Consider the following 22,997-nt stretch of genomic DNA (forward strand, 5'->3'; position numbering starts at 1 on the left):
CCAAATCAAATCTACTCCAGAATTAGTATCTACTGTCTGAACAGCATTAGAATCATAAGCAGATGTTGGATCTGTTGACGGGTTTTTGGCATATGCATATGAATAATTAGTAGTTCCGCCTGCTGTTACAATTGTAATCTGCGAATTATCATTATTACAGTTTACTTTCGTTGGTGTAGCACTTGTAATTGATAAAACAGCTGGCTGAGTTAAATTAACAGCATAAGTTACTTTACAGCCCGTAGTCCTATCTTTAACTTCAATAGTATAATTACTAGCTGCTAAATTACTTAAACTAATAGTAGCTGCTGATTGATTATTCTTGCTATCGATGGTTGTTCCCAAAGTATTGGTAACAACATAATCATATTTATGCGAATTCAATCCTCCTACAGTGAATTCAATTGCTCCAGTACCTCCAAAACATTTGATTGGAGTAATTATTGAACCTCCAGCTGTGATATCTGGCACACTTTTTACATTATAGTTTAAATCAAAACTACATCCGTTTTTATCTATAGCTCTAAAAATATAATCTCCAGGATCAAGACTATATTGACCTGATGATTCAATTGGAATAGTAATACCTGAAGGGACAGCAGTTACCTGATAACGAATAGGGGATAATCCGCCTATTGCCTGAAATTTAACATGTGCTTTATAAGCTGGACATTCTAAACCGGTTTCAAAAAACACATCAATACCAGTAATAAGAGACTTAGGAGCAATCACAACTGATAAAGGACCAAATTGACATCCATTAGCATCTTGGACATAAGCGGTTACTGTTTGATCTGTACCAGTAGAAAAAGTGTTTACAGAAGTAAAATTAGAAGTTCCGTTAAAACTATACTTATAAGGCGCTGTACCTCCAGAACCATTAACAGTCACTATAGCATCAATAGTGCCTGTACTGCTACAGCCTAATTCGGTTGCACCAATGGTTCCGCCAACTGCAGTAGGATTTACTATCGTCACATCGCTAACCGCAGATTCGCATCCTTTAGTATCTATTACTTTAATATTATAGGTACCAGCTGCTAAATCCGTAAATAAATTAGTATTTTGAGTCGTATATGTAGTCGCAGAACTTAACTTAATAGCATATGTATAAGTAGTACTAAATCCATTGCTGGCTGTCACTGCAACAGTACCATCATTTTTATTATTACAGGTAATGTCTGTTTTTTTAATATCAGTGATTATTGGTGTAGTTTTTGCCGAAACAATAACAGCATTACTGCTTGCAGGACAACCTTTACTATCAGTAACCTTAAATACATACGATCCATCAACTGAAACTGAATAAGGGAAAGAATTCACAGCAGTTGGATTTCCTCCATTAAGAGAAACACTATAACTATATGGTGCTAGGTAGCCTCCTGTAATTACAGGATTCCCAATAGAAGCATTTGTCAAACAGGTCAAATCCTGAATTAGAGACAAACCAAGTGTTAGCGGTTGTGCAACAGTAATACTTGCGATGGTTGATGTACAAGTGTTATTATCTGTAACGACTATAGTATGAGATCCTGCAGCCACATTAGAAAAAGAATGTGTAGTTAATCCTGAATTGAAGGCTGCATTTGTATCCAATTTATAGTCAAATGGACCTACACCACCTGTAATGTTTACAACAAGAGTAGCTGGATCGGCAGTCGTATAACAATAATCTGTAGTTACTTTTAAACTGGCTGTAGGAGGTGTTGGTGCTGTTACTGTAATAGGAAAACCTGCTGCGCTGGCACATGAATTAGCATCTCTGACAAATACGGTATAACTGCCCGCTGGTACATTTACAAACTGATCGCTTACCTGAAATGGCCTGTTTTTTGAACTATCATTATTATCTACTAATTGATATTGATAAGCAGGGGTTCCTCCTCCGCCTACTGCAGTAATAGTTGCTCCTGTAGTACAGGTTGGAAGTGTTGTAATAGATGCTGAAGCTGTTACAGCACTCGGCATTTTTATTTCTTGAGCAACTGGAAAAGTACAGCTGTTAGCAGAACTGTCATAGCGTATTTGTATATTATAAACACCACCTGATAAGTTTGTTAACGTTTTACTTCCGCTTGTTGCAGCTGGAGATGGTATCACAGACACCCAAGGAAGAACACCGTTTACTAAGTATTGAAATCCTTTTACTGGATCAAAATTTTTGGCCGATATCGTAATTTCTCCATTTTGGTCTCCTTTACATTTTACATCTTTGTAACCGGTTATACTAGCCGAAAATGCTTTACTTCCATCAACAATAATTGGAAAGTTAACAATTGAATTACAAGATTTTGGTATTTGGCGCACCCAAATATCATCAATTAGAACATCATTTCCATTGAACTGATTACTATAAGATCTTACTACAAAACTCAAGTTCGTATAAGCTCCTGGGTTTAATGATAATTCTTTGTACTCCCACTTTTCAGATTTAGGAATAACCCATGGATTTGTAGTATCAGTAGTTGCAACAATTGTTTCTGTCCCGCCTACCCCATTTAGGTTATTTACCAACTGAATAGTCAATTTTGGATCATCATGGGTGGTAGAGGTCTTTACAATCAAATTTTCAGCCCATAATGAAATAATTACGTCTTGATTTGCAATAACATCTTTAATAGGCTTACTATACAAAATCCCCCCAATACCAGCTGTACCACCAACATTTACAACCAAAAATCTCCCTAATGGATCGTCTGGCAATGTATGATCATTAGCTGTAATCCAAGAGCCACTGAAAGTGGTTCTAATTTTACTTGCTACTGCATACTCCCCATCATTAATCCATTCATCTGTATTACATGTATATCCAGGCAGAAGATGCGTGGTTGCCTCATCTTCAAAACAATATGCTGGATTAATACCGGGCGTTGTAGTAAATCCTCCTTTACCAAAATCTTCCTGTAATAAGTTACTATAAGTAGAAACACTTAATACATTATACTCAACAGTTATAATATGATCCCCTTGAGTTACATTTTTAAAAATATTAGAAGGTGTACTCATATTAAGAACACCATCCATATAATATTTATAACTAAAATTTGGATCACCGCTACCACTGTTAGTAACAGTTACTGTACTCGTTGCCGATCCGTCGCAATTGAAAACAGGATTATCTACACTAATTGTTGGAGCATTTGGTTTTTTATCGATTGTAATCCCTCCCATTGCATACTCACATCCAGCGGCATCTTGTATATAAACTGTATACGGCCCGCCATAATTTACGTATGCTTCGTTTGAAGTAATCCAAATCTTATTTCCGCCACTGTCAGTTCCAAAACTATATCTATAAGGATTTGGTGCTGGATAAGGTGTACCTCCTTGAGGATTTACAATTCTAATCTTTCCATAAAGTTCATTTGGAGACGGACCACAACCAGACAACTCAGCAACTCCAGCAGAAGCTGTCAGAGCAGTTGAAGAACCAATTGTAATTATTTCATCAGGATCTACACAATTATTACCATTATTGACACCGCTCTTTTTATATCTTACACTAACTTTATAAATTCCTGGAAGAAGATTATTAGTAATATAATTAGATGCTCTACTGGTTCCTCCATTAACAGTATAAGTAATAGTATAACTCTTTGCATTGGAAACATTTAATTTAATACTTCCTAATGCTCCTTTACAATCACCATCTGTTTTAATAATAGAATAGCTTGGTTTATCAACTACAGGAACATTTACAGTTATATTATTGGCTACACAGCCATTTGAATCTTCAACTCTAATAACATAACTTCCTGATTTGTCAACAATAATAACCTTAGTCGGATTCTCTACAAAACCAGCTCCGTCAATATTCACATAATATTTATAAACTCCTGTTCCACCTCCTGGAGTGACCGTAATTTGACCTGTACTACAAATACCTAATGCTGTTGTGATAGCAGCTGTTGATGTTACAGCACTAGGAGCGTTAGCAACAACAACATTCTGGACATCAATGGCACAAGCTGAGCCAACTATATAGGTCTTTATTGTATAAGTACCCGAATTTAAACCATTAAAAAAGTAATCTGCATTACTTGTAGTTCCAGAAGAACTTATTAATACTGCAGGAGTAGCAGTATTATAAATTTCATATATATATTGTTGTCCAACATTATTTGTAATTACCTGAACACTCCCTTTTGCACTATTACACTTAGGTGAAGCAATAGAAGTTGTGACTTTAAAATCAACACTTTTAATCTCAAGATTTATAACTTTAAATTCACATGAACCTACTACTCCTTTAATTCTAATAAAAGCTGTGTAAGTTCCTGCTGTCCCTGTAGTAAACACATTACTGTCCTGCCACGTCCCTGGTGTTGTTCCAGTAGTAAAACTATATTCGTACCCGCTCCCAAAACCACTTACTGTAATTTTACCATCAATCTTACAAGAAGCACCATATTTAACTATATTGCTTTTAACAGTAGCAGTAGGAATTAAGGTATTTTGATACACATTGAAATAAAAGACATTTGGAGTCCCGTTACTTTCAACAATTTTTACTCTAAACTGCCCTGCTGAATTTGCCAAATAATCTTTACCTGTTGCGATTTGCACCCAGCATGATGATGCCGCACTTTCATTGGCACAATCACTATTAGAAACAGCTGCACAGCTTCCTCCCGAAATAAATTTTTCCCATGTAATAGAAATAGCATCTGTTATTCCTGTATCAATAAGCCTTGAATCATTTCCTCCGCACAAGAATAATTTTGGGAGTTTTTTTCCATCATTAGGACAAGTTGAAATTTGTCCTGCATAAGGTAACTGTGCATATTTAAATACTGGATTCACTAATGCAGCAACTGCCTTAACAGCATCCTTTTCATTAAGTCCAGAGACCTTGTTTTTTAAAGAATCATTACCAGTCAAAAATATATTTTCTGCAGCCCCGATATTTTTAGGATTAATTCTAAACAAAGAAGGATCACCTGCACTAGTAAAGCTGGAAAGAGTTGTTATTAAAAACAAAAAGAAAACAAAAACAGTAGTTTTATTTTGGATTGCTGAAAAAGCTTTTCTTTGAAAAATTGGATTTTTCAAACTTTGCAATTTCATTGCGGCAGTAAGGTTATCAAAAATAACTGTTAGAAACTTTTGTCCACTAAAAGATAATAACCAAAAAGGAAATATAGAAAAAGTAGGTTTTTTCATATTTATATAAATTTATCTCCAAATATCATTTCTTATTCAATAGGGCACATGAATAAGAAATGATGTTTAGAAAATTTCAATTAAATGCTTTTTTTTAACTAAAATTTCATGATCTAACGCCATTTTGTAATAAAACACAGGTACTAAATCATTAATTTAAGTAATTTTTATTTTTTTTTACTTTTTAATAAAACAGTTTTTTTATGATTTATATTACAAATACTGTCTTAAAAAAAATAAAAGTAAACATTTTAAAATAAAATCAAATAGAAATACAAATTATTTTATCCCCAATAAATTCTTAACAAAATTATTTTTCAATTTTAACAATAACCATTTTTCCGTTATAAGGTTTATTTCCTTTCTCTCCTAAGGCTTCAGTCGCTTCTTGGATGTTGTCAAACTTATCCGTATAAATAAAATATCTGCTTGTATTTACATCATAGAAGAAATTCACATTTGACTGTCCTGCAGCTACCGTCTTGGTAACAAATGCATCTCTTTTTGCAACATCACCATGCACTGCCAATATCATATAATAACCACTTTCCAGATTTTTATTATTCTTAATAATCTGCATGTTTGCCTGATTATCTCCAAAATCAAAATCCTCAGCTTTCAATGGAACACTGCTTACTTTAGTAGTTGCTTTTATTTGTTTCAAAGTAGCCATATCCTGTGCCAAACGGTCTTGATCATTTGAAGTAACAGCACGCTTGATTCTTCGTTTTTTCTCAATTTCGGTTTCAACTTTAATTTTCTCTAAAGTAGTAATTAATGCAGCATTAGATTGTTCCGCTTTAAGCTGTTCCGCTTTTAAATTCTCTATAGTTTTTAAATAATTCTGATTGATAAGATCATTTTTAGAGGTCTTTTTAAGCCTTTCAATATACAGTCTGTTGAACTCTGCTAAATTATCTACTCGAACTTTATTTAATTCGGCAATTTGAGATTTGATTGATTCCAGTTCTGCATTTTCACCAGAAGTGCTTTTGAACTCAACAGTTGTTTTAACGATTCCTTTATCACTTAAATCGTTCTCTTCTCTCATATCGCGCAATGCTTTTTCTTTATTAGCTACAGATGCATCTAAACGGCTAAGCAGCTGCTGCTGTTTCCTTTTTGAATCTTCAAGAGTACTAGTCAAGTAATCCATTGATTTACCATATTCATCTTTAGGCATAGCATCGGCTTTTGCTTTTGCTAATGCTTCAACAGCGAGTTTGGCAGCGGCAGCGGCTTCAATTTTTTCCTGTTCTGCCTGAGCATCGGCTTTCGCTTTCGCTTCGGCTGCTAATTTGGCTTTCGCTTCAGCATCGGCTTTTGCCTTAGTTTCTGCAGCTAGTTTTGCAGCAGCTTCAGCATCGGCTTTTGCTTTAGTTTCAGCAGCTAGTTTTGCAGCAGCTTCAGCGTCGACTTTTGCTTTTGTTTCAGCAGCTAGTTTCGCAGCTTCGGCATCGGCTTTTGCCTTAGTTTCAGCAGCTAGTTTTACAGCAGCTTCAGCGTCGGCTTTTTCTTTTGCAACGGCAGCCCGTTTCGCAGCTTCGGCATCGGCTTTCGCTTTAGCTTCAGCAGCTAATTTGGCTTTCGCTTCAGCATCGGCTTTTGCCTTAGTTTCTGCAGCTAGTTTTGCAGCAGCTTCAGCGTCGGCTTTTGCTTTGGCATCGGCAGCCAGTTTCGCAGCTTCGGCATCGGCTTTCGTTTTCGCTTCAGCAGCTAATTTGGCTTTCGCTTCAGCTTCGGCTTTTGCCTTAGTTTCTGCAGCTAGTTTTGCAGCAGCTTCAGCGTCGGCTTTTGCTTTGGCATCGGCAGCCAGTTTCGCAGCTTCGGCATCGGCTTTCGCTTTAGCATCGGAAGCTAGTTTCGCAGCTTTGGCATCGGCTTTCGCTTTCGCTTCAGCATCTAATTTGGCTTTCGCTTCAGCTTCGGCTTTTGCCTTAGTTTCTGCAGCTAGTTTTGTAGCAGCTTCGGCATCGGCTTTTTCTTTTGCATCGGCAGCCAGTTTCGCAGCTTCGGCATCGGCTTTCGCTTTAGCATCGGAAGCTAGTTTCGCAGCTTTGGCATCGGCTTTCGCTTTCGCTTCAGCAGCTAATTTGACTTTCGCTTCGGCTTCGGCTTTTGCCTTAGTGTCAGCAGCTAGTTTTGCAGCAACTTCAGCGTCGGCTTTTGCTTTGGCATCGGCAGCCAGTTTCGCAGCTTCGGCATCGGCTTTCGCTTTCGCTTCAGCAGCTAGTTTTGCAGCAGCTTCAGCGTCGGCTTTTTCTTTTGCAACGGCAGCCAGTTTCGCAGCTTCGGCATCGGCTTTTGCTTTTGCATCGGCAGCTAATTTCGCTTTCGTTTCAGCAGCTAGTTTAGTGGCAGCTGCATCAGCATCAGCTTTTATTTTAGTATCAGCGTTTAATTTAGCTTTAGCATCGGCATCTGCTTTAGCTTTAGTTTCAGCAGCCAATTTAGCTTTGGCTTCGGCATCGGCTTTTGCCTTAGTTTCAGCAGCAAGTTTTGCAGTAGCTGCATCAGCATCGGCTTTTATTTTGGTATCAGCGGCTAATTTAGCTTTTGCTGCCGCATCAGTTTTTGCCTTAGCGTCAGCGGCAACTTTAGCTGCGGCTGCATCAGCATCGGCTTTTATTTTAGTATCAGCGGCTAATTTAGCTTTAGCAACCGCATCAGCTTTTGCCTTAGTGTCAGCGGCCAATTTAGCAGCTGCATCAGCTTTTACTTTATTATCTGCTGCTAATTTTGCGGCCGCAGTTTCTTTCGCTTTATTTTCAGCAGCCACTTTAGCAGCGGCATCGGCATCGGCTTTTGCTTTCGTATTTGCAGCAAGCTTCTCTTTAGCGGTAAGCGCTGGTTTTTTATTTGCTAATGCAGCAGCATCCGCTTTAGCTTTAGCATCAGCAGCCAATTTATTTTTACGCTGTAAAGCTAATGCATCTGACTTCGCTTTAACTAACGCTGCCGCATCGGCCTTAGCCTTAGTCGCAGCATCTAACTTAGCTTTATTTGCTTCAGCAATTTTAGCTTGCTGGGCGGTTTTAGCATCAGCAATTGCTTTTGTATTGGTTTTTGGAGTAGCCGCAATTTTCTTTTGAATTGGAGCCTCCTCAATTAAAGCTCCTTCTTCAGCATCATCTCCGTAATCAAAATTCTTATTCTTGAATTTATAAGCTAGGACAATAATATGAGAGCCTCCTAATTGTGAAATATCGCCAAGACCCATACCGTACGAATATTCGAGTGCTATTTTTGGAGTAATACTAAATCCAACACCAGCTGTCACTCCCAAAACAGAGTTATAACCTGCCTGTGCCCAAATTCCTTTTGGAACGGTAAACATAGCCGATCCTGAAAAAACAGTTTTATCTTTATTTACTTCTGTTTTGATTAAAGCCGAAAACTTACTTTTGTCAAAAAAACCATAGGAATCAAGATAACCAGTGTACATAAAATGACCTTCGATACCTTGGTTAGGGTCATCTTTTAAAATACCTGACTTAAAATTATAACTAACCAAATTAGTCAATGAAATCCCAATGTCAAAAAAAGCACTACCATAATTAATTCCTGGACTTATACTCATTAATGTATTTGATGGAATATTTTGTAAAGAATGATCTTTTTCAAAATTAGAAATTACCAAACCATAATCTAAACCACTATGATAAGCACTTAAATTAATACCAAACGTTAAGTTGCTATCTTCCTGCAACATTAAATTATGAGCAAAATTAGCCGTCAGACCATAATTACTATATACTCCATGTGATTGTTTAAAAACGCTTAGTCCAACACCTTCATTCTCTCCAAAACGACCTGAGTAACTCAATGAATATGTTGTTCTAGCATTCTCAAATCCTGCCCATTCAGTTTTGTTAAATAAAGTAACATAAGTACTTTGCTGTCTCACAAAACTGAAGGTTGGGTTAATTATAAACGAATTAAATTTTAAAGAGTTTCCAGTTGGCACAACATAAGATACACCGCCGTTTTCTTGTTGAGCATAGAAAACATTAATAGAACAGCAAAAAAAGAAAACGCTTAGTAAAATTTTTTTCATATTATTTCAGAAGAGTTATCGAACCCTTTTTGGCTGAATCGCCAGTTGGAGCAATTATGTAATAAAAAACAGGATTGAAATTTTTGAATTCAATATCAGATTGCGGCCAGCCACTAAAATTGTCGTAGTTATCAGTTTCAAATACAATTTCACCCAAAGAACTCAAAATCGTTACATGTGTATTGGAATTGCTGTATATGTCAGGAATAATCCAAGTATCATTAGTACCATCATTATTGGGAGTAATAATATTTGGAATTTTGGGCACATTATAATTAATTACACTGCTATATTTTACTTTAAATGAGATCGTACATCCTGAAATAGTTACTTTATAATTTCCGGCAACAGTTGCGTCCAATGCAGTCGTATTAGCACCAGCAATAGGACTATTATTAAAATACCATTGATAAGCAGGATTTGAAATATTTGTTGTACTTGTAACTGTTAATGTACTTCCTTGTTCAACAGACAATGTCTCTCCCTCGGCAACGACATTTCCATTTGTGCTAAGAGCCGCTGTATTTTTTAAATCTATTGATGCAGTGGCTTTACAGCCGCCAAAATCAATATCACATGTATATTTTCCTGGAACATTTGTTATATAAATCTGGTTAGTGGCATCTGTTATAACATCTCCGTCTTTTCTCCAAATATAGGTATTTCCAGCCGTAGCAGTCAAAGTAGTTTTTTCAGAACCAGGACAAAAAGGATTCCCTAAACTGGAAGTAATAACTGCACCGCCACTGCCTGAAAAACTAGTAGCAGTAACTTCTTGCGAACTAAAACTATCGTCAGTACAAGGACCATAATTCAATTTTGCATAATAAGCTCCCGGAGTATTTATAACTAATGAATTAGATGACTCACCAGCTATTAAAACACCGTCTTTATACCAATTATACTGTAATTTTGGAAAATTAGCCGGAGAAGAATTTATATCGGCAGGCGTAGGGTTATATACTGTTAACGTTACGCTGTCACCACTGCAAAAACTAATTGTTGGTTTCTTATCGTTAATAAAAAAAGATTTATTATACGATTTGAAATAGGCCGGAAAAGATTTAGAATTAGAGTTGACTGCACCAAAAATTGTAAAGCTACCACTCGTCTGGCCTGTACTGCTCTTAATCCTTAATTGATACTTATCTGAACCGACAATATCAGTAGGTATGGCAAATACTAAAGTTTTTTCTGTTGCTGTATCAGGCGGAGTATCGCTTAGAGGAGACAGCGGAATTGTGGCAGTAGGTTTAACAAATGAACCTGTTGGGTCTGATAACTCAACAACAAAGGTTACACTCGGATCAAAATCTGCAATCTTAAATTGTGCCTGATATTCATTGAATATTCGACTTGGATCCTCAGGATGAACACCTCCTGCACAAATTTTATCAAAAGGCAATTTTTGAGGAGAAATTGTTTGTGCAAATAATCCTAGTGTTGAAGGAACTGCCATCAACATTAAAAAAAATAAAAATATATTAGAAAAAAATAAAAAAGTAGGTTTTCTATTCATAGGTCGATATTTATTGCATTTCATTGGGGATAAAATCCAATTTTCTACTCAGTAATAAAAAGAGATCAACCAATTTGTTTATTCTATATAATAGGATCTGCAAACAATTGAAATGATTTATTTATGTAATAAAATGAAAGCTAAACCTATAATTATTTGAGGTCTAACTTTCATTTTTATATTTAATACGAAGTTTAGTTTTATTTTGTAGAAGCAGTAAACTTAGTAAGTGCTAGTCTAAAATCTGGTCTTCTAGGATTTGCAAAATCATTAAATGTTTCAATATTAGAAGTTTTAGAATACAAATTAAAGAAAGCATTAGCTCCATAATAACTCTCCAAATCTTCATTATTTAAAGAGCCTGCTGAAAATATATTTCCGCTGCAGAAATTAAAATACATTTCTTCGATTCTAATCTTTTTAAGATTTTTTTCATTAATATCGATTTTAGAATCCAATATTATAGCCGGTTTAAAACCAGATATTACGCTTTTTCTTAAAACCAGTGTAGTATTCTCAGCTACTAAAACAGCTTCTTTTACTAATCCTGCTTTTACGTCTGTATCAATATCATCACTATCATTTGCTAAAGTAAGGTTTGTAGCAGTAACTGATGTTTGTTTTTTAGTAAAATCGGCATCTTCTTTTTTAACATACGAAGAAATATCTAAACAGCGTGAGCCGCCGCTATTACTTACATAAGAAGATCTTATAGCTAATGAATTGTCAATCTTAGCCTGTGTTCCTAGTGAAAATTTAAAATCAGAACCGTTGCATCTGTATGAAACCAATTTAGACATTGCAGGCTCGCCGCCTAATACATCAAAAGCTTCACCAGCAGCATAACTTACCATAATGTTTTCCAAGATTGTTTTATTTCCAATACCTCCAAGCAAAATTGCATCAAAGTTTTCAGCACCTCTAGCTTTTTTTCCAGCATATTCTACTCTGACAAATTTCAATACTCCTGACGAACTTGCAGGATTACTACCGCCATAAGTTGTCAATGCAGGATCTAAATCATCATAGTTTATTGAAGAATAAAGTCCGAATTTATTAATTGGGGCATCGCCAAGAATAACGATACCTCCCCAGTCCCCTGCTTTTTTAGCAGTTTTGTTAGAAGTAAAAACAATAGGATCTGTTTCTAGACCTTCTGCAACAATTTGAGAACCTTTAGTAATAATCAAAGTTCCTCTAGAATCAGAATCACCAATAATTATAGTACCCGGATCTATAGTAAGTACAGCATTATTTGTAACATATACATTACCTTGGATAATGTATACATCCTTTTTTGTTAATCTTGTATTTACTGTAATATTACCAGCAAGGATTTGAGTTGCCTCACCATAATCAGCTTTTGCAGGTTTGAATTCTGTCCAGTTATTTAACCAATTGCTTGATCCAAAAATTCCTTTTTCTTGTTGAGCATTTACATTGCTAACAACTGTAAAAAAAACCCAAATAAGTAAAAATTTAGTTTTCATAGGCTTGGGGATATTAATATTTTTTCTCTGTAGGAGAGATTAATTACTCATAAAAGAGTTTAAGATCGAACTTAGAAAAAATTATTTTTCTAAAAAATTATTTTTATTGTGCTTCTAAATCTCGTAATGATTTTAATGTCTGTTCATAGAACAAAATTGCATTAACTAGCTGTCCTTTATCGCAAAAAGGCAACATTTTTCTTAGATAATCAACAGAAATATCTAAATAAGTCTGTGTTGCTTCTTTATCTAAATCTAAAGCTTTTTTGTTGTCAGCTGTATCTGGAATACCTAAATCTGTCATAGTTACACCTGGCTTAGTTGCTAAACCAATTTTAGGCAGTATTCTCACAATAACTTTCATACGCTCAATGTATAATTCTACCAATTCTCCTTTTGACAACGCTTTCAATGTTTTATCATCATTGTAAGTACGTATCGATGCACTTGTACTAATAATACTTTGCGGCAAGTTAGGTTTTGCCTGTGCAATACATTTTGATGAGCTTACTGCTAACATAAAAATACTGAAAAAAATAATTTTCCCTTTCATATCTTGGTTTTTTAATTAATAAAACAAAAATATACAATTAAATTGAATTTGCAAGTTCTGAAAAATAAAATGTAGAATATTTTAATGTAAAATTACTCTGTTATTTACATTATAACCTATATAACCAGCACTTTATCGAAAAATATTGGATATTTAAAAAAATTAAAAATAGTAAAATTTAAAACAAAAAGAACGTTTTTACTTATTAAAATAATTAAAGAAATCATAATTAATTATTTCAAAAAAAAGAAATTCAAAAGTTATCAACAAATGTTAGTTGAAAAAACACATCGTGAATACGTTTCAATTCTATAAAAAATTCAAACAGACTTATAATTTATGCAATAACAAGTTCTAAACTTTGTAATAGAAAATTTTTGAAACTATCATTTTCTTCTATCTTTGCTACATGCAATTCTCTAAAATTTTAGGACAGGAATACATTAAAAATCACTTAATCAAAAGTGTCGATGCAGGCAGAATTCCTCATGCTCAATTGTTTGTTGGACCCGAGGGCAGCGGTACTTTACCAATGGCAATCGCATATGCTCAATATGTATTATGTAATTCCCAGCAAGGTCAGAATGAATCCTGTATAGTCAAATTTGAAAAAATTACCCATCCAGATCTACATTTTATTTATCCTACAGTTACTACTGAAGAGGTCAAACAAAAACCAAAAAGTATCGATTTCATTTCGGATTGGAGGGAATTTATTTTAGAAAATCCTTACGGCGGTTTATTTGATTGGTATGACAAATTGGGTGTTCAAAATAAACAGGGCGAAATTCGTGTAGACGATGCGCAGGAAATTTTAAAGTCCCTGTCCTTAAAATCCTATGAAGGCGGTTATAAAATAATGATTATCTGGATGGCCGATAAAATGAATATCGCCGCATCCAATAAACTCCTCAAATTATTAGAAGAACCACCAGAGAAAACAGTTTTTCTTCTCATTTCTGAAAATGAAGAAGATATAATTCAGACAATTCGTTCCCGCTGTCAGATAACACATTTTAATGGTTTAAGCGAGCAGCTAATTGCAAATACTCTTGTCGAAAAAAAAGAATTAGACCCAAAAACTGCTCAAAAAATTGCACATCAGGCACAGGGAAATTATAACAAAGCACTTCACTTATTGAATGCAGATGATGAAGCTTCGCCTTTTGAACAATGGTTTGTCACCTGGGTTCGGGCTGCATTCAAAGCCAAAGGAAATGCTGCTGCCATACAGGACTTGATCGAATGGAGTGAACAGATAGCAGCACTAGGAAGAGAGACTCAAAAAAAGTTTCTGCAGTTCTGTATTGAAATGTTCCGTCAGGCTCTGCTGCTTAATTATGAAGCCAAAGAACTTGTCTATATAGAAACCAAAGCTGCAAAATTCAAGTTGGAAAATTTTGCTCCTTTTGTAAACGGCAATAACATTAATGACATTTTTAAAGAAATATCAGATGCGATGTATCATATCGAACGCAATGGAAATGCGAAAATAATTTTAACAGATTTATCTATAAAACTTACACGTTTAATTCATAAAAAATAAAAGCTACATGAAATGGGCATGAACAAAATTGGCAAGAAAGACCAATAACAGCTATTCAAATTACATACGACCAATTAAAAACAATAAATATCTACATATGAATAATATTGCCTCAATCTTATTATTAGTTTTTTTAGCCATCACTTTTTTACAATCTTCCCAAGACAAATTATTTCATTGGAAAGAAAATTTAGACTGGCTCAAAGAACATTTTGCAGAAACTCCTTTACGTAATCAAGTGCCGCTTGCTTTACTGAATGTTCTGATATTGGAATTAATTTCTGGTGTCTTATGCACAGTTGGAGCCATAGAACTTGCTGTTAACAGCGGCAGAGTATATGGTTTATACGGATCAATTTTTTCCAGCATCACTCTTATTATGTTACTTTTTGGACAGCGTCTGGCAAAAGATTATGATGGCGCCAGAACTATTGTCCTATATTTTATACCTACGGTTATGGCGGTTTATTGGCTGAACTAAGACAATTTCAAAATTCAATGACAATTACAATAGCAATGTCAACTGCAAAAAATAACTCAACTAAAAATATAATACAAACAAAATCGCTTACTAATTATCTAAAATAAAATATGACGGCAAAACACCCTTCTGAATCCTTAACTATATTAACCGATTTGGTTTTACCGAGCGAAACCAATCCTTTGAATAACTTATTCGGTGGGGAACTATTAGCCAGAATGGACCGCGCAGCGAGTATTGCCGCAGGAAGGCATTCGCGCCGCATAGGAGTAACAGCATCTGTAAACCATGTTGCTTTCAACAAATCTATTCCTCTTGGAAGCGTTGTAATTATAGAAGCAAAAGTGTCCCGGGCATTTAAGAGTTCCATGGAAATTTATCTGGACGTCTGGGTGGAAGACAGACAATCCGGAAATAGAACTAAGGCCAACGAAGCTATCTATACATTTGTAGCAGTAGATGACACTGGAAGACCTGTAGATGTTCCGCCGATCGAACCTCAAACCGAATTAGAGAAACTCCGATATGCTGCTGCTTTGAGAAGAAAGCAATTGAGTTTAGTACTGGCTGGAAAAATGAATCCACATGAAGCAACAGAACTCAAAGCTTTATTTGTTGATTAATTATAAATAGAAAGCATTGGGTATACTTATATATTAGAATAAAAAATTCAATACAATAAGTTCTCTTAATAAACATGAATTTCCAAAATGATTTTCTAGGTGAAAGAAGCCAATGTCATTAAATTAAATTTTAGTGCATTCTCACAAAGACGCAAGAGCGCAAAAATATTCGTTTACAGCTTTGCGTCTTTACATCTTTTTAAAAAATGTATTTGTAAATAAAAACTTATACCAACAACATTATACAAGAAACATTGAGAGGATAGCACACCACGATACTAAAACCCATTTTGTTAAAAAATCAACTATTGCGACTTCAAAAAAAAGGAGTATTTTTACGAACACTAAAAAAATCTACGCCAGTATATAATTGGTAAATCATATAAACACAGAAGAAAAATGAAAGAAAAGACCGGTTCGGACAAAGAAGCTAAGTTAAAAGCATTGCAGCTTACGCTTGATAAATTAGACAAGACCTACGGAAAAGGAACTGTAATGAAAATGGGAGATAAAGCCATTGAGGAGGTTGAAACAATTTCATCTGGTTCTTTGGGAGTAGATTTAGCCTTGGGAGTTGGAGGTTATCCAAAAGGAAGAATTATTGAGATATTCGGACCTGAATCATCTGGTAAAACTACTTTGACCCTGCACGCAATTGCCGAAGCTCAAAAAGCAGGAGGTATTGCAGCCTTTATAGATGCAGAACATGCATTTGACAGAAACTATGCTGAGAAACTAAATGTTGATATCGAAAACCTAATCATTTCGCAGCCGGATAACGGGGAACAGGCACTTGAAATTGCCGAAAACTTAATCCGCTCCGGAGCGATTGATATCGTAGTAATTGACTCGGTAGCTGCATTGACTCCAAAAAGCGAAATTGAAGGTGAAATGGGAGATTCCAAAATGGGTCTTCACGCACGTTTGATGTCACAGGCTTTACGTAAATTAACAGGAACAATCAGCAAAACAAACTGTACTGTATTTTTCATCAACCAGCTGAGAGAAAAAATTGGTGTAATGTTTGGAAATCCTGAAACGACTACTGGAGGTAATGCTTTAAAATTTTACGCATCGGTACGTTTGGACATTCGCCGTTCTACTCAAATTAAAGACGGAGAAAATGTTTTGGGTAACCGCACAAAAGTAAAAATTGTAAAAAATAAAGTAGCGCCTCCTTTCAAGGTAGCCGAATTTGATATCATGTACGGTGAAGGAATTTCCAAAACCGGTGAGATACTTGATCTTGCTGTTGAATTTGAAATCATCAAAAAATCGGGTTCTTGGTTCAGTTATGGCGAAACCAAATTAGGACAAGGACGCGATGCTGTAAAATCTTTGATTAAGGACAATCCGGAACTGGCTGAAGAACTGGAAGAGAAAATCAAAACTCAGATTAAAGAGTTAGCAGACGCATAAAAATTGAAAAGACCGCTAAAATTGGCGGTCTTTTTTTATCAATAAAATTTAAACCATTAAGAGATTAAGGAAAATTAAGTTCTTATTTTTCTAATTGGAACTTAAAATCTTAATGGTTCAAAAACTTCAGGTTATCAATTTTATTTAATACTATCCTTTTTTTGAAATTCTAATAATTCATTTAAAATTAAATTTCGAACCTGTTCACGAAGTTCTTTTCGGTCTAAAGATTCACCAGCTGCAGAAACAGTTTCAACGGGAGGAAGCATTTTGGCACGCATCAAACCAGGACTTCCGCTATAAAAAGTATAAGATAATCTCTTTTTATTGTCGGGAAAAATAAGAGGAACTATCGGCAGATGATGATCGGCAGCCAAACGGAAAGCTCCGTCTTTGAATGCATCTAATAGAATAGACTCATCATGCGGCACACCGCCTTCGGGAAAAATACAAATACTGAGACCTCTGTTTATTCTTTTCTGCGCCTGATCGAACACTTCCATTCTGCTTTTAGAACAGCTTCTGTCTACAAGAATGCTTGTTCTTTTATAGAAAAAACCAAACAGCGGAATTTTAGCCAGCGACATTTTTCCAACGAATACAAAAGGATTATCTACAACTGCAAGCATCAGCATAATATCAGTCATCGATGTATGATTGGCAACAAACATATAACTTTTTTTGCGGTCTAATTTTTGAACCTTTTCGACTTTATAATAAAAGCCCATTCCAAAAAGAACACATTTGGCCCAAATCCGGGACATTTTAAAAAAATAGGGATAACCGCTTTCGGTCAATATAGAAATCACCAAAAAAGGAAGCATAATCAATATGGGAATAAGCATCACCACATAAAACCAAACTCTCCAAACGGACCATAATATTTTTTTTATACTTTTCATGTGCTGCTATAATTATTCTATTTTATCGCATGTAATTCGCATATTACCGTCAGTATTATCAACAAGATGACAATAATACTCATTTCATTCCGCCAAAAATAGGGAAACTTGCGGAAAATTTGGCAAAAGAATTAACTTTGCGAAAAAAATAACATACTTCATCATACTCGTACGAGATTTAAAAAACAAAAAATGGCAAAAATACTTACAGGCGTTCAAAGTACAGGTACACCACATTTGGGTAACTTATTAGGCGCAATTATACCTGCAATCGAGCTGTCCAATAAACCAGAAAACGAATCTTTTCTTTTTATCGCCGATCTGCATTCCATTACACAGATCAAAAATGGCGAAACATTAAGAGCCAACACTTATAGTACTGCAGCCGCTTGGTTAGCTTGCGGTTTAGATATTGAAAAAGTAACTTTTTACCGCCAGTCTGATGTGGCACAAACAGCAGAGCTGTCTTGGTATTTGAGCTGTTTTTTCCCTTTTCAGCGTTTAACACTAGCACATTCTTTCAAAGACAAATCCGATCGATTAGAAGATGTCAATGCCGGTTTATTCACTTATCCTATGCTTATGGCAGCCGACATCCTATTATATGATGCGGAATTTGTTCCTGTTGGAAAAGACCAGTTACAGCATTTGGAAATCACTCGTGACGTTGCATCCCGATTCAATCACCAAATGGGAGAAACATTTGTAATCCCAGAAGCAAAAATTCAGGAAGACAGCATGCTGATTCCAGGAACGAACGGAGGAAAAATGAGCAAATCAGCCAATAACTTTATCAATATTTTCTTGGATGATAAAGCACTGCGCAAACAGATCATGAGTATTGAAACTGATAGTACACCGCTTGAAGAACCAAAAAATCCAGATACCTGCAACTGTTTTACCTTATATAAATTACTTGCTGATGAAGCCCAAATCGATACCATGAGAGCCAATTATCTTGGCGGTAATTATGGTTATGGTCACGCCAAACAAGCATTGTTCGAATTGATTCTGGAAAAATTCAAAGACGAAAGAGAAAAGTACAATTACTACATTAATAACCTTCCTGAAGTAGATGCGCTGTTGAAAAAAGGAGCTGCAAAAGCGGGTATTGTTGCTGACGGCGTTTTGGCGAGAGTGAGGGAAGTTTTAGGTTTTGAGGCGTAATAAATAGCAATTTATTTTAAACATATAAGTCATTTAAGCAAGGAAAAAAACAGATAGTAAAACAAAGTCAAAATAAGTTGAACATTCTTGAAATAAAGTCTACATAAATAAACTATTCGATTTCTACATTTGTATAAAACTTAAATGGTCTTATACGAACATAAATACACTAGCTGAAAAGAGAAAACTTAAATGACTTATGTGTTTAAAAAAAGGTCATTTAAGTTTTATATTATATAGGTAAGTTTTTCTCAAATGCTGACCCAAAAGATATAAAAGAATCTGTCCCTCCTACTCCTTCTATAATATGTATTTGCTCGTAAATTATTTTGCGAAGTTCTTCGTTATTGGCCGCAACAATTTTAATGAACAAAGCATATTTGCCCGAAACCCAATGACATTCTACAATCTCAGGAATTAATTTTAGCTGTTCAGCGATTGAATATGAAAAACGGGCTTCTTTAGTTGTGATTCCAGTATACGTAATCGTTTCAAAACCATAGGTTTTAGCATTTAATTTTACCGAGAAACCAGTAATCAATCCTGAATCCTGTAATTTTTTCACACGCAGGTGCACCAGCGAATTGGACACTTTCAATTCCTTGGCCAGTTCAGAAAAAGGAATTCTTCCATTCTCACTCAGCTTTCTGATGATTTCCTGATCTAAATAATCAGTATTTTCATGATTTTTGGAGTTTAACATCGCTTACATTTTTGATTGGAAATTATAACATTGACAATTCTAAAACTAAAACAGCTTTTAAAAATGTCAAAATTACATATTTATTAGATTAAAAAGTGTATTTATAAATAATCGAAATATAAAGATGTCATTTTATAATATTTCTGTCTAGTTTTGAGTCATACTAACAATTAAAAATTTAGACAGAAATGGACAAAAATCAACTGCTTTCGAAACTTTGGGAACAATATGCCGCAATAACACCATCTGCAAAAAAAATACATGCTTTATTAGCAGATAAAGGTGAAACCATTCTAAATGACCACATTGCGATCCGTACTTTTAATGATCCGCGCATCAATATTGCTGTATTAGAAAAACCATTTCTTGCTATTGGTTACGAAGCAAGGGGCGAATATATATTTGAATCCAAAAAACTATTCGCGCAACATTACGAACACACCACTGACAGCAGTGCACCGAGAATTTTTATCTCCGAATTGGAATTGGAAAAATGTTCTGACGAATTACAGCAAACCGTCAAAACGATTTTGGACGATTGTGACCAGAACGAATTTAATAACCCAGAATTAGTACTGAGCGGTTCTATTTGGAAATCCAATTCTCATGCGATTTATACATCATTGCTGGAAGAATCCGAATATGCGGCCTGGATGTACGTATATGGTTTTCGAGCCAATCACTTTACTATTAATGTAAATGCATTGCAGAATTTTGAAAAACTGGAAGAGCTGAACAGCTTCTTAGAAGAAAATGGCTGGAAACTGAATGCTTCGGGCGGGAAAATTAAAGGAACTCCTGAACAGTTATTAGAACAATCAAGTACTTTGGCAGATTTATATTCAGTAAATTTTGAAGAAGGTATATTTGAAATCCCATCCTGCTATTATGAATTTGCTTTGAGATACGCTATGCCCAATGGAAATTTATATCAAGGATTTGTAGCTTCGTCAGCCGATAAAATTTTTGAAAGCACCGATGTGAAACTGCAGAAATAAAATACACAAAAATCTTCAATAACTTGTCTGATCTGGCGTTTATAGCGCAGGATTATGACAAGTTATTCCTTTATTTAGAAATTATTATTATTAAATTATGAAAACAGCTGCCGAAAAACACTTTTTAAAATAAATAAAACAAAATTTAAAATTGTTTTTCGAGGATTAAATTTAATAATACACCTTCAAAAAGATTATTTATAACAATAACTTCAATTCTCGTTAAACGCGCCAGTATTATACCAATAAATTTTCACATTAACAATCGAGAGGTTATCTTTGCACAAAAAATTGACAAATAATTTCTATTTGTGAAAAACACTAAAAAGATGACAGAGAATCCGGAAACATTTATATTCGATTTTGACAGTACATTTATGAAAGTCGAAGCGCTAGATGTATTATGCGAAGTAATTTACCAAGATAGTGCAGCTGGAGAGCAAATATTAAAGGAAATCCAAAGATTAACCGATCTTGGGATGGAAGGAAAGCTTTCGCTAAAAGAATCTTTAACTCAAAGAATTCAGTTATTACAAGCCAATAGAGATCATATTGGAACTGTAATTGAGGAACTAAAAAAGAAGGTTACAGCATCTGTAATCCGAAACAGGTCTTTCTTCAAACAGCATTCTGAAAATATTTATATCATTTCGAATGGTTTTAAGGAAATTATTATACCAATCGTTTCTGAATATGGCATAAAACCGGAGCACGTTTTGGCAAACACTTTCAAATTTGACCATGATGGAAAAATTATTGGTTTTGATGAAAAAGATGAATTGTGTGAAAACCAAGGAAAAGTAAAGAAAATCAAATCATTGAATCTTAAAGGTGAAGCGATAATGATTGGTGACGGATATACTGATTATGAAACTCTTGAAGGCGGTGCTGTTTCTAAGTTTTTTGCTTTTACAGAAAACGTAAGCCGTAAAATTGTAGTTGAAAAAGCCAGCCAGATTGCTCCGTCATTGGACGAAATCCTTTATGAACTATCCTATAAAGCATCTGTTTCTTATCCAAAAAACAGAATTAAAGTTTTATTATTAGAAAATATTCACCAAGACGCCGTTAATATCTTTGAGCACGAAGGTTACAGCGTTGAAACTATGAAAGGTTCTTTGAATGAAGATGAACTGATCGAAAAAATAAAAGGCGTTTCTATTCTTGGAATACGTTCAAAAACGAACCTTACTGCCAAAGTTTTGGAACATGCTAATAAGCTTCACGCCGTTGGGACATTCTGTATTGGTACAAACCAAGTAGATTTGAATGCCTGCAGCATGAAAGGAATTTCTGTTTTCAATGCTCCGTACAGCAATACCAGATCTGTTGTAGAACTGGCTTTGGGACAAATCATTATGCTGGTTCGTAACACTTTCGAAAAAAGCAAAATGATGCACGAAGGTGTTTGGGACAAATCGGCTACAAATAGTGTTGAAATCCGTGGTAAAAAATTAGGTCTTGTTGGATACGGAAGTATAGGATCGCAGCTTTCAATCATAGCCGAAGCATTAGGTATGAAAGTGTATTTCTACGATGCTGTTGACAGACTGGCTCTTGGAAATGCTAAAAAATGTTCTTCTTTAAAAGAATTGTTGGCACTTTCAGATGTTGTTTCCTTACACGTAGACGGACGCGCCAGTAACAAAAATTTAATTGATGCCGATGCTTTTGAAGCCATGAAACCTGGAGTTATCTTCCTGAACCTTTCTAGAGGTCATGTTGTTGATATTCCATCATTGGTAGCCAACTTAAAAAATGGTAAAATTCACGGAGCTGCAGTCGATGTTTTCCCTGAAGAACCTAAAAATAATGACGAACCTTTCGTTTCTGAATTAATCGGAATGAAAAATGTAATCTTGACGCCGCACATCGGAGGAAGTACCGAAGAAGCTCAGGAAGACATCGGACATTATGTTGCTCAAAAAATCATTAATTACATCAATACCGGTACTACTTACGGAAGTGTAAACCTTCCTGAAATCCAATTGCCTGAATTGCAGAGTGCGCACCGTATCATGCACATACACGAAAACGTGAAAGGGATTCTGGCACAGATAAACAATATCCTTTTGGAATATGACAACAATATTTTGGGACAATATTTGAAAACCAACGAAACTCTTGGTTATGTAATCACTGATATTGATAATTTCCATAACACAGATCTAGAGAAAAAATTAAAAGAGATTCCAAATACAATTAGATACAGAATTCTATATTAAGATTTCAGATTATTGATTAACGATTTTTGATTGAAGATTTCGTCTTATAAAAAATCAGCAATCGTTAATATAAAATATAAAAGACTTTGCGTCTTTGCGCCTCTGCGAGAAAAATAGCTCGCAAAGACGCAAAGGCGCAAAGTTGTTAAAA

The 22,997-nt window shown here is 35.1% G+C and carries 14 protein-coding genes; 7 read left to right on the forward strand and 7 right to left on the reverse strand.

The window, feature by feature from the left end:
* The 5 genes from IRZ80_RS19770 to IRZ80_RS19790 form a co-directional block, all read right to left on the reverse strand.
* Positions 1 to 5,163: hypothetical protein (locus IRZ80_RS19770; protein WP_194643911.1), on the reverse strand; the 5,163-nt coding region annotated here is incomplete at its 3' end.
* 310 nt (positions 5,164 to 5,473) lie between these two features.
* Positions 5,474 to 9,220 carry a PorP/SprF family type IX secretion system membrane protein gene (locus IRZ80_RS19775; protein WP_194643913.1) on the reverse strand — a complete coding sequence of 1,249 codons (3,747 nt, stop codon included), beginning with the start codon at positions 9,218 to 9,220 and terminating at the stop codon, positions 5,474 to 5,476.
* Position 9,221: 1 nt separating this feature from the next.
* On the reverse strand, positions 9,222 to 10,679 hold the full coding sequence (locus IRZ80_RS19780) for a gliding motility-associated C-terminal domain-containing protein (protein WP_228520968.1): 1,458 nt from the start codon (positions 10,677 to 10,679) through the stop codon (positions 9,222 to 9,224).
* A gap of 260 nt (positions 10,680 to 10,939) precedes the next feature.
* Positions 10,940 to 12,229, reverse strand: a complete 1,290-nt coding sequence (locus IRZ80_RS19785) for a hypothetical protein (protein WP_194643917.1) — start codon at positions 12,227 to 12,229, stop codon at positions 10,940 to 10,942.
* Positions 12,230 to 12,332: 103 nt separating this feature from the next.
* The gene (locus tag IRZ80_RS19790; protein ID WP_194643918.1) at positions 12,333 to 12,782 is read right to left on the reverse strand and encodes a hypothetical protein; all 450 of its coding nucleotides are present in this window, start codon (positions 12,780 to 12,782) and stop codon (positions 12,333 to 12,335) included.
* Between the two features lie 409 nt (positions 12,783 to 13,191).
* Here IRZ80_RS19790 and IRZ80_RS19795 point away from each other — a divergent pair, with 409 nt between their 5' ends.
* The 4 genes from IRZ80_RS19795 to recA all read left to right on the forward strand — a co-directional run bounded on the left by IRZ80_RS19795 (position 13,192) and on the right by recA (position 16,851).
* Positions 13,192 to 14,328: an ATP-binding protein gene (locus IRZ80_RS19795; RefSeq protein WP_194643920.1), complete on the forward strand. Its 1,137-nt coding sequence runs from the start codon at positions 13,192 to 13,194 to the stop codon at positions 14,326 to 14,328.
* Between the two features lie 97 nt (positions 14,329 to 14,425).
* Entirely contained in the window at positions 14,426 to 14,809 is a 384-nt protein-coding gene (locus IRZ80_RS19800; protein ID WP_194643922.1) for a DoxX family protein, read from the forward strand.
* Positions 14,810 to 14,919: 110 nt separating this feature from the next.
* A complete protein-coding gene (locus IRZ80_RS19805) occupies positions 14,920 to 15,432 on the forward strand; it encodes an acyl-CoA thioesterase (protein WP_194643924.1) in 513 nt (170 codons plus the stop codon).
* A gap of 399 nt (positions 15,433 to 15,831) precedes the next feature.
* Positions 15,832 to 16,851: a recombinase RecA gene (gene recA / locus IRZ80_RS19810; RefSeq protein WP_194643926.1), complete on the forward strand. Its 1,020-nt coding sequence runs from the start codon at positions 15,832 to 15,834 to the stop codon at positions 16,849 to 16,851.
* Positions 16,852 to 16,991: 140 nt separating this feature from the next.
* Here the strand turns inward: recA and IRZ80_RS19815 are convergent, their stop codons facing one another.
* Entirely contained in the window at positions 16,992 to 17,753 is a 762-nt protein-coding gene (locus tag IRZ80_RS19815) for a lysophospholipid acyltransferase family protein (protein ID WP_194643928.1), read from the reverse strand.
* A 192-nt stretch (positions 17,754 to 17,945) separates the two neighbouring features.
* Here IRZ80_RS19815 and trpS point away from each other — a divergent pair, with 192 nt between their 5' ends.
* A complete protein-coding gene (gene trpS / locus IRZ80_RS19820; RefSeq protein WP_194643930.1) occupies positions 17,946 to 18,920 on the forward strand; it encodes a tryptophan--tRNA ligase in 975 nt (324 codons plus the stop codon).
* A 232-nt stretch (positions 18,921 to 19,152) separates the two neighbouring features.
* Here the strand turns inward: trpS and IRZ80_RS19825 are convergent, their stop codons facing one another.
* A complete protein-coding gene (locus tag IRZ80_RS19825; RefSeq protein WP_194643932.1) occupies positions 19,153 to 19,623 on the reverse strand; it encodes an Lrp/AsnC family transcriptional regulator in 471 nt (156 codons plus the stop codon).
* A gap of 188 nt (positions 19,624 to 19,811) precedes the next feature.
* Here IRZ80_RS19825 and IRZ80_RS19830 point away from each other — a divergent pair, with 188 nt between their 5' ends.
* A complete protein-coding gene (locus tag IRZ80_RS19830) occupies positions 19,812 to 20,621 on the forward strand; it encodes a DUF1338 domain-containing protein (protein WP_194643934.1) in 810 nt (269 codons plus the stop codon).
* A gap of 329 nt (positions 20,622 to 20,950) precedes the next feature.
* Entirely contained in the window at positions 20,951 to 22,846 is a 1,896-nt protein-coding gene (serA, locus tag IRZ80_RS19835; RefSeq protein ID WP_194643936.1) for a phosphoglycerate dehydrogenase, read from the forward strand.
* The last annotated feature ends 151 nt before the right edge of the window (positions 22,847 to 22,997 follow it).

Origin of the sequence: Flavobacterium sp. HJJ (assembly GCF_015351475.1) — a bacterium.
GTDB lineage: Bacteria > Bacteroidota > Bacteroidia > Flavobacteriales > Flavobacteriaceae > Flavobacterium > Flavobacterium marginilacus.

What these genes read in the sequence shown, in the direction of transcription:
- IRZ80_RS19825 (WP_194643932.1), bottom strand. Translation starts at nt 19,623, where the DNA reads ATGTTAAACTCCAAAAATCATGAAAATACTGATTATTTAGATCAGGAA.
- IRZ80_RS19780 (WP_228520968.1), bottom strand. Translation starts at nt 10,679, where the DNA reads ATGGCAGTTCCTTCAACACTAGGATTATTTGCACAAACAATTTCTCCT.
- IRZ80_RS19805 (WP_194643924.1), top strand. Translation starts at nt 14,920, where the DNA reads ATGACGGCAAAACACCCTTCTGAATCCTTAACTATATTAACCGATTTG.
- IRZ80_RS19785 (WP_194643917.1), bottom strand. Translation starts at nt 12,229, where the DNA reads ATGAAAACTAAATTTTTACTTATTTGGGTTTTTTTTACAGTTGTTAGC.
- IRZ80_RS19795 (WP_194643920.1), top strand. Translation starts at nt 13,192, where the DNA reads ATGCAATTCTCTAAAATTTTAGGACAGGAATACATTAAAAATCACTTA.
- IRZ80_RS19775 (WP_194643913.1), bottom strand. Translation starts at nt 9,220, where the DNA reads ATGAAAAAAATTTTACTAAGCGTTTTCTTTTTTTGCTGTTCTATTAAT.
- IRZ80_RS19830 (WP_194643934.1), top strand. Translation starts at nt 19,812, where the DNA reads ATGGACAAAAATCAACTGCTTTCGAAACTTTGGGAACAATATGCCGCA.
- IRZ80_RS19790 (WP_194643918.1), bottom strand. Translation starts at nt 12,782, where the DNA reads ATGAAAGGGAAAATTATTTTTTTCAGTATTTTTATGTTAGCAGTAAGC.
- recA (WP_194643926.1), top strand. Translation starts at nt 15,832, where the DNA reads ATGAAAGAAAAGACCGGTTCGGACAAAGAAGCTAAGTTAAAAGCATTG.
- serA (WP_194643936.1), top strand. Translation starts at nt 20,951, where the DNA reads ATGACAGAGAATCCGGAAACATTTATATTCGATTTTGACAGTACATTT.
- IRZ80_RS19815 (WP_194643928.1), bottom strand. Translation starts at nt 17,753, where the DNA reads ATGAAAAGTATAAAAAAAATATTATGGTCCGTTTGGAGAGTTTGGTTT.
- trpS (WP_194643930.1), top strand. Translation starts at nt 17,946, where the DNA reads ATGGCAAAAATACTTACAGGCGTTCAAAGTACAGGTACACCACATTTG.
- IRZ80_RS19800 (WP_194643922.1), top strand. Translation starts at nt 14,426, where the DNA reads ATGAATAATATTGCCTCAATCTTATTATTAGTTTTTTTAGCCATCACT.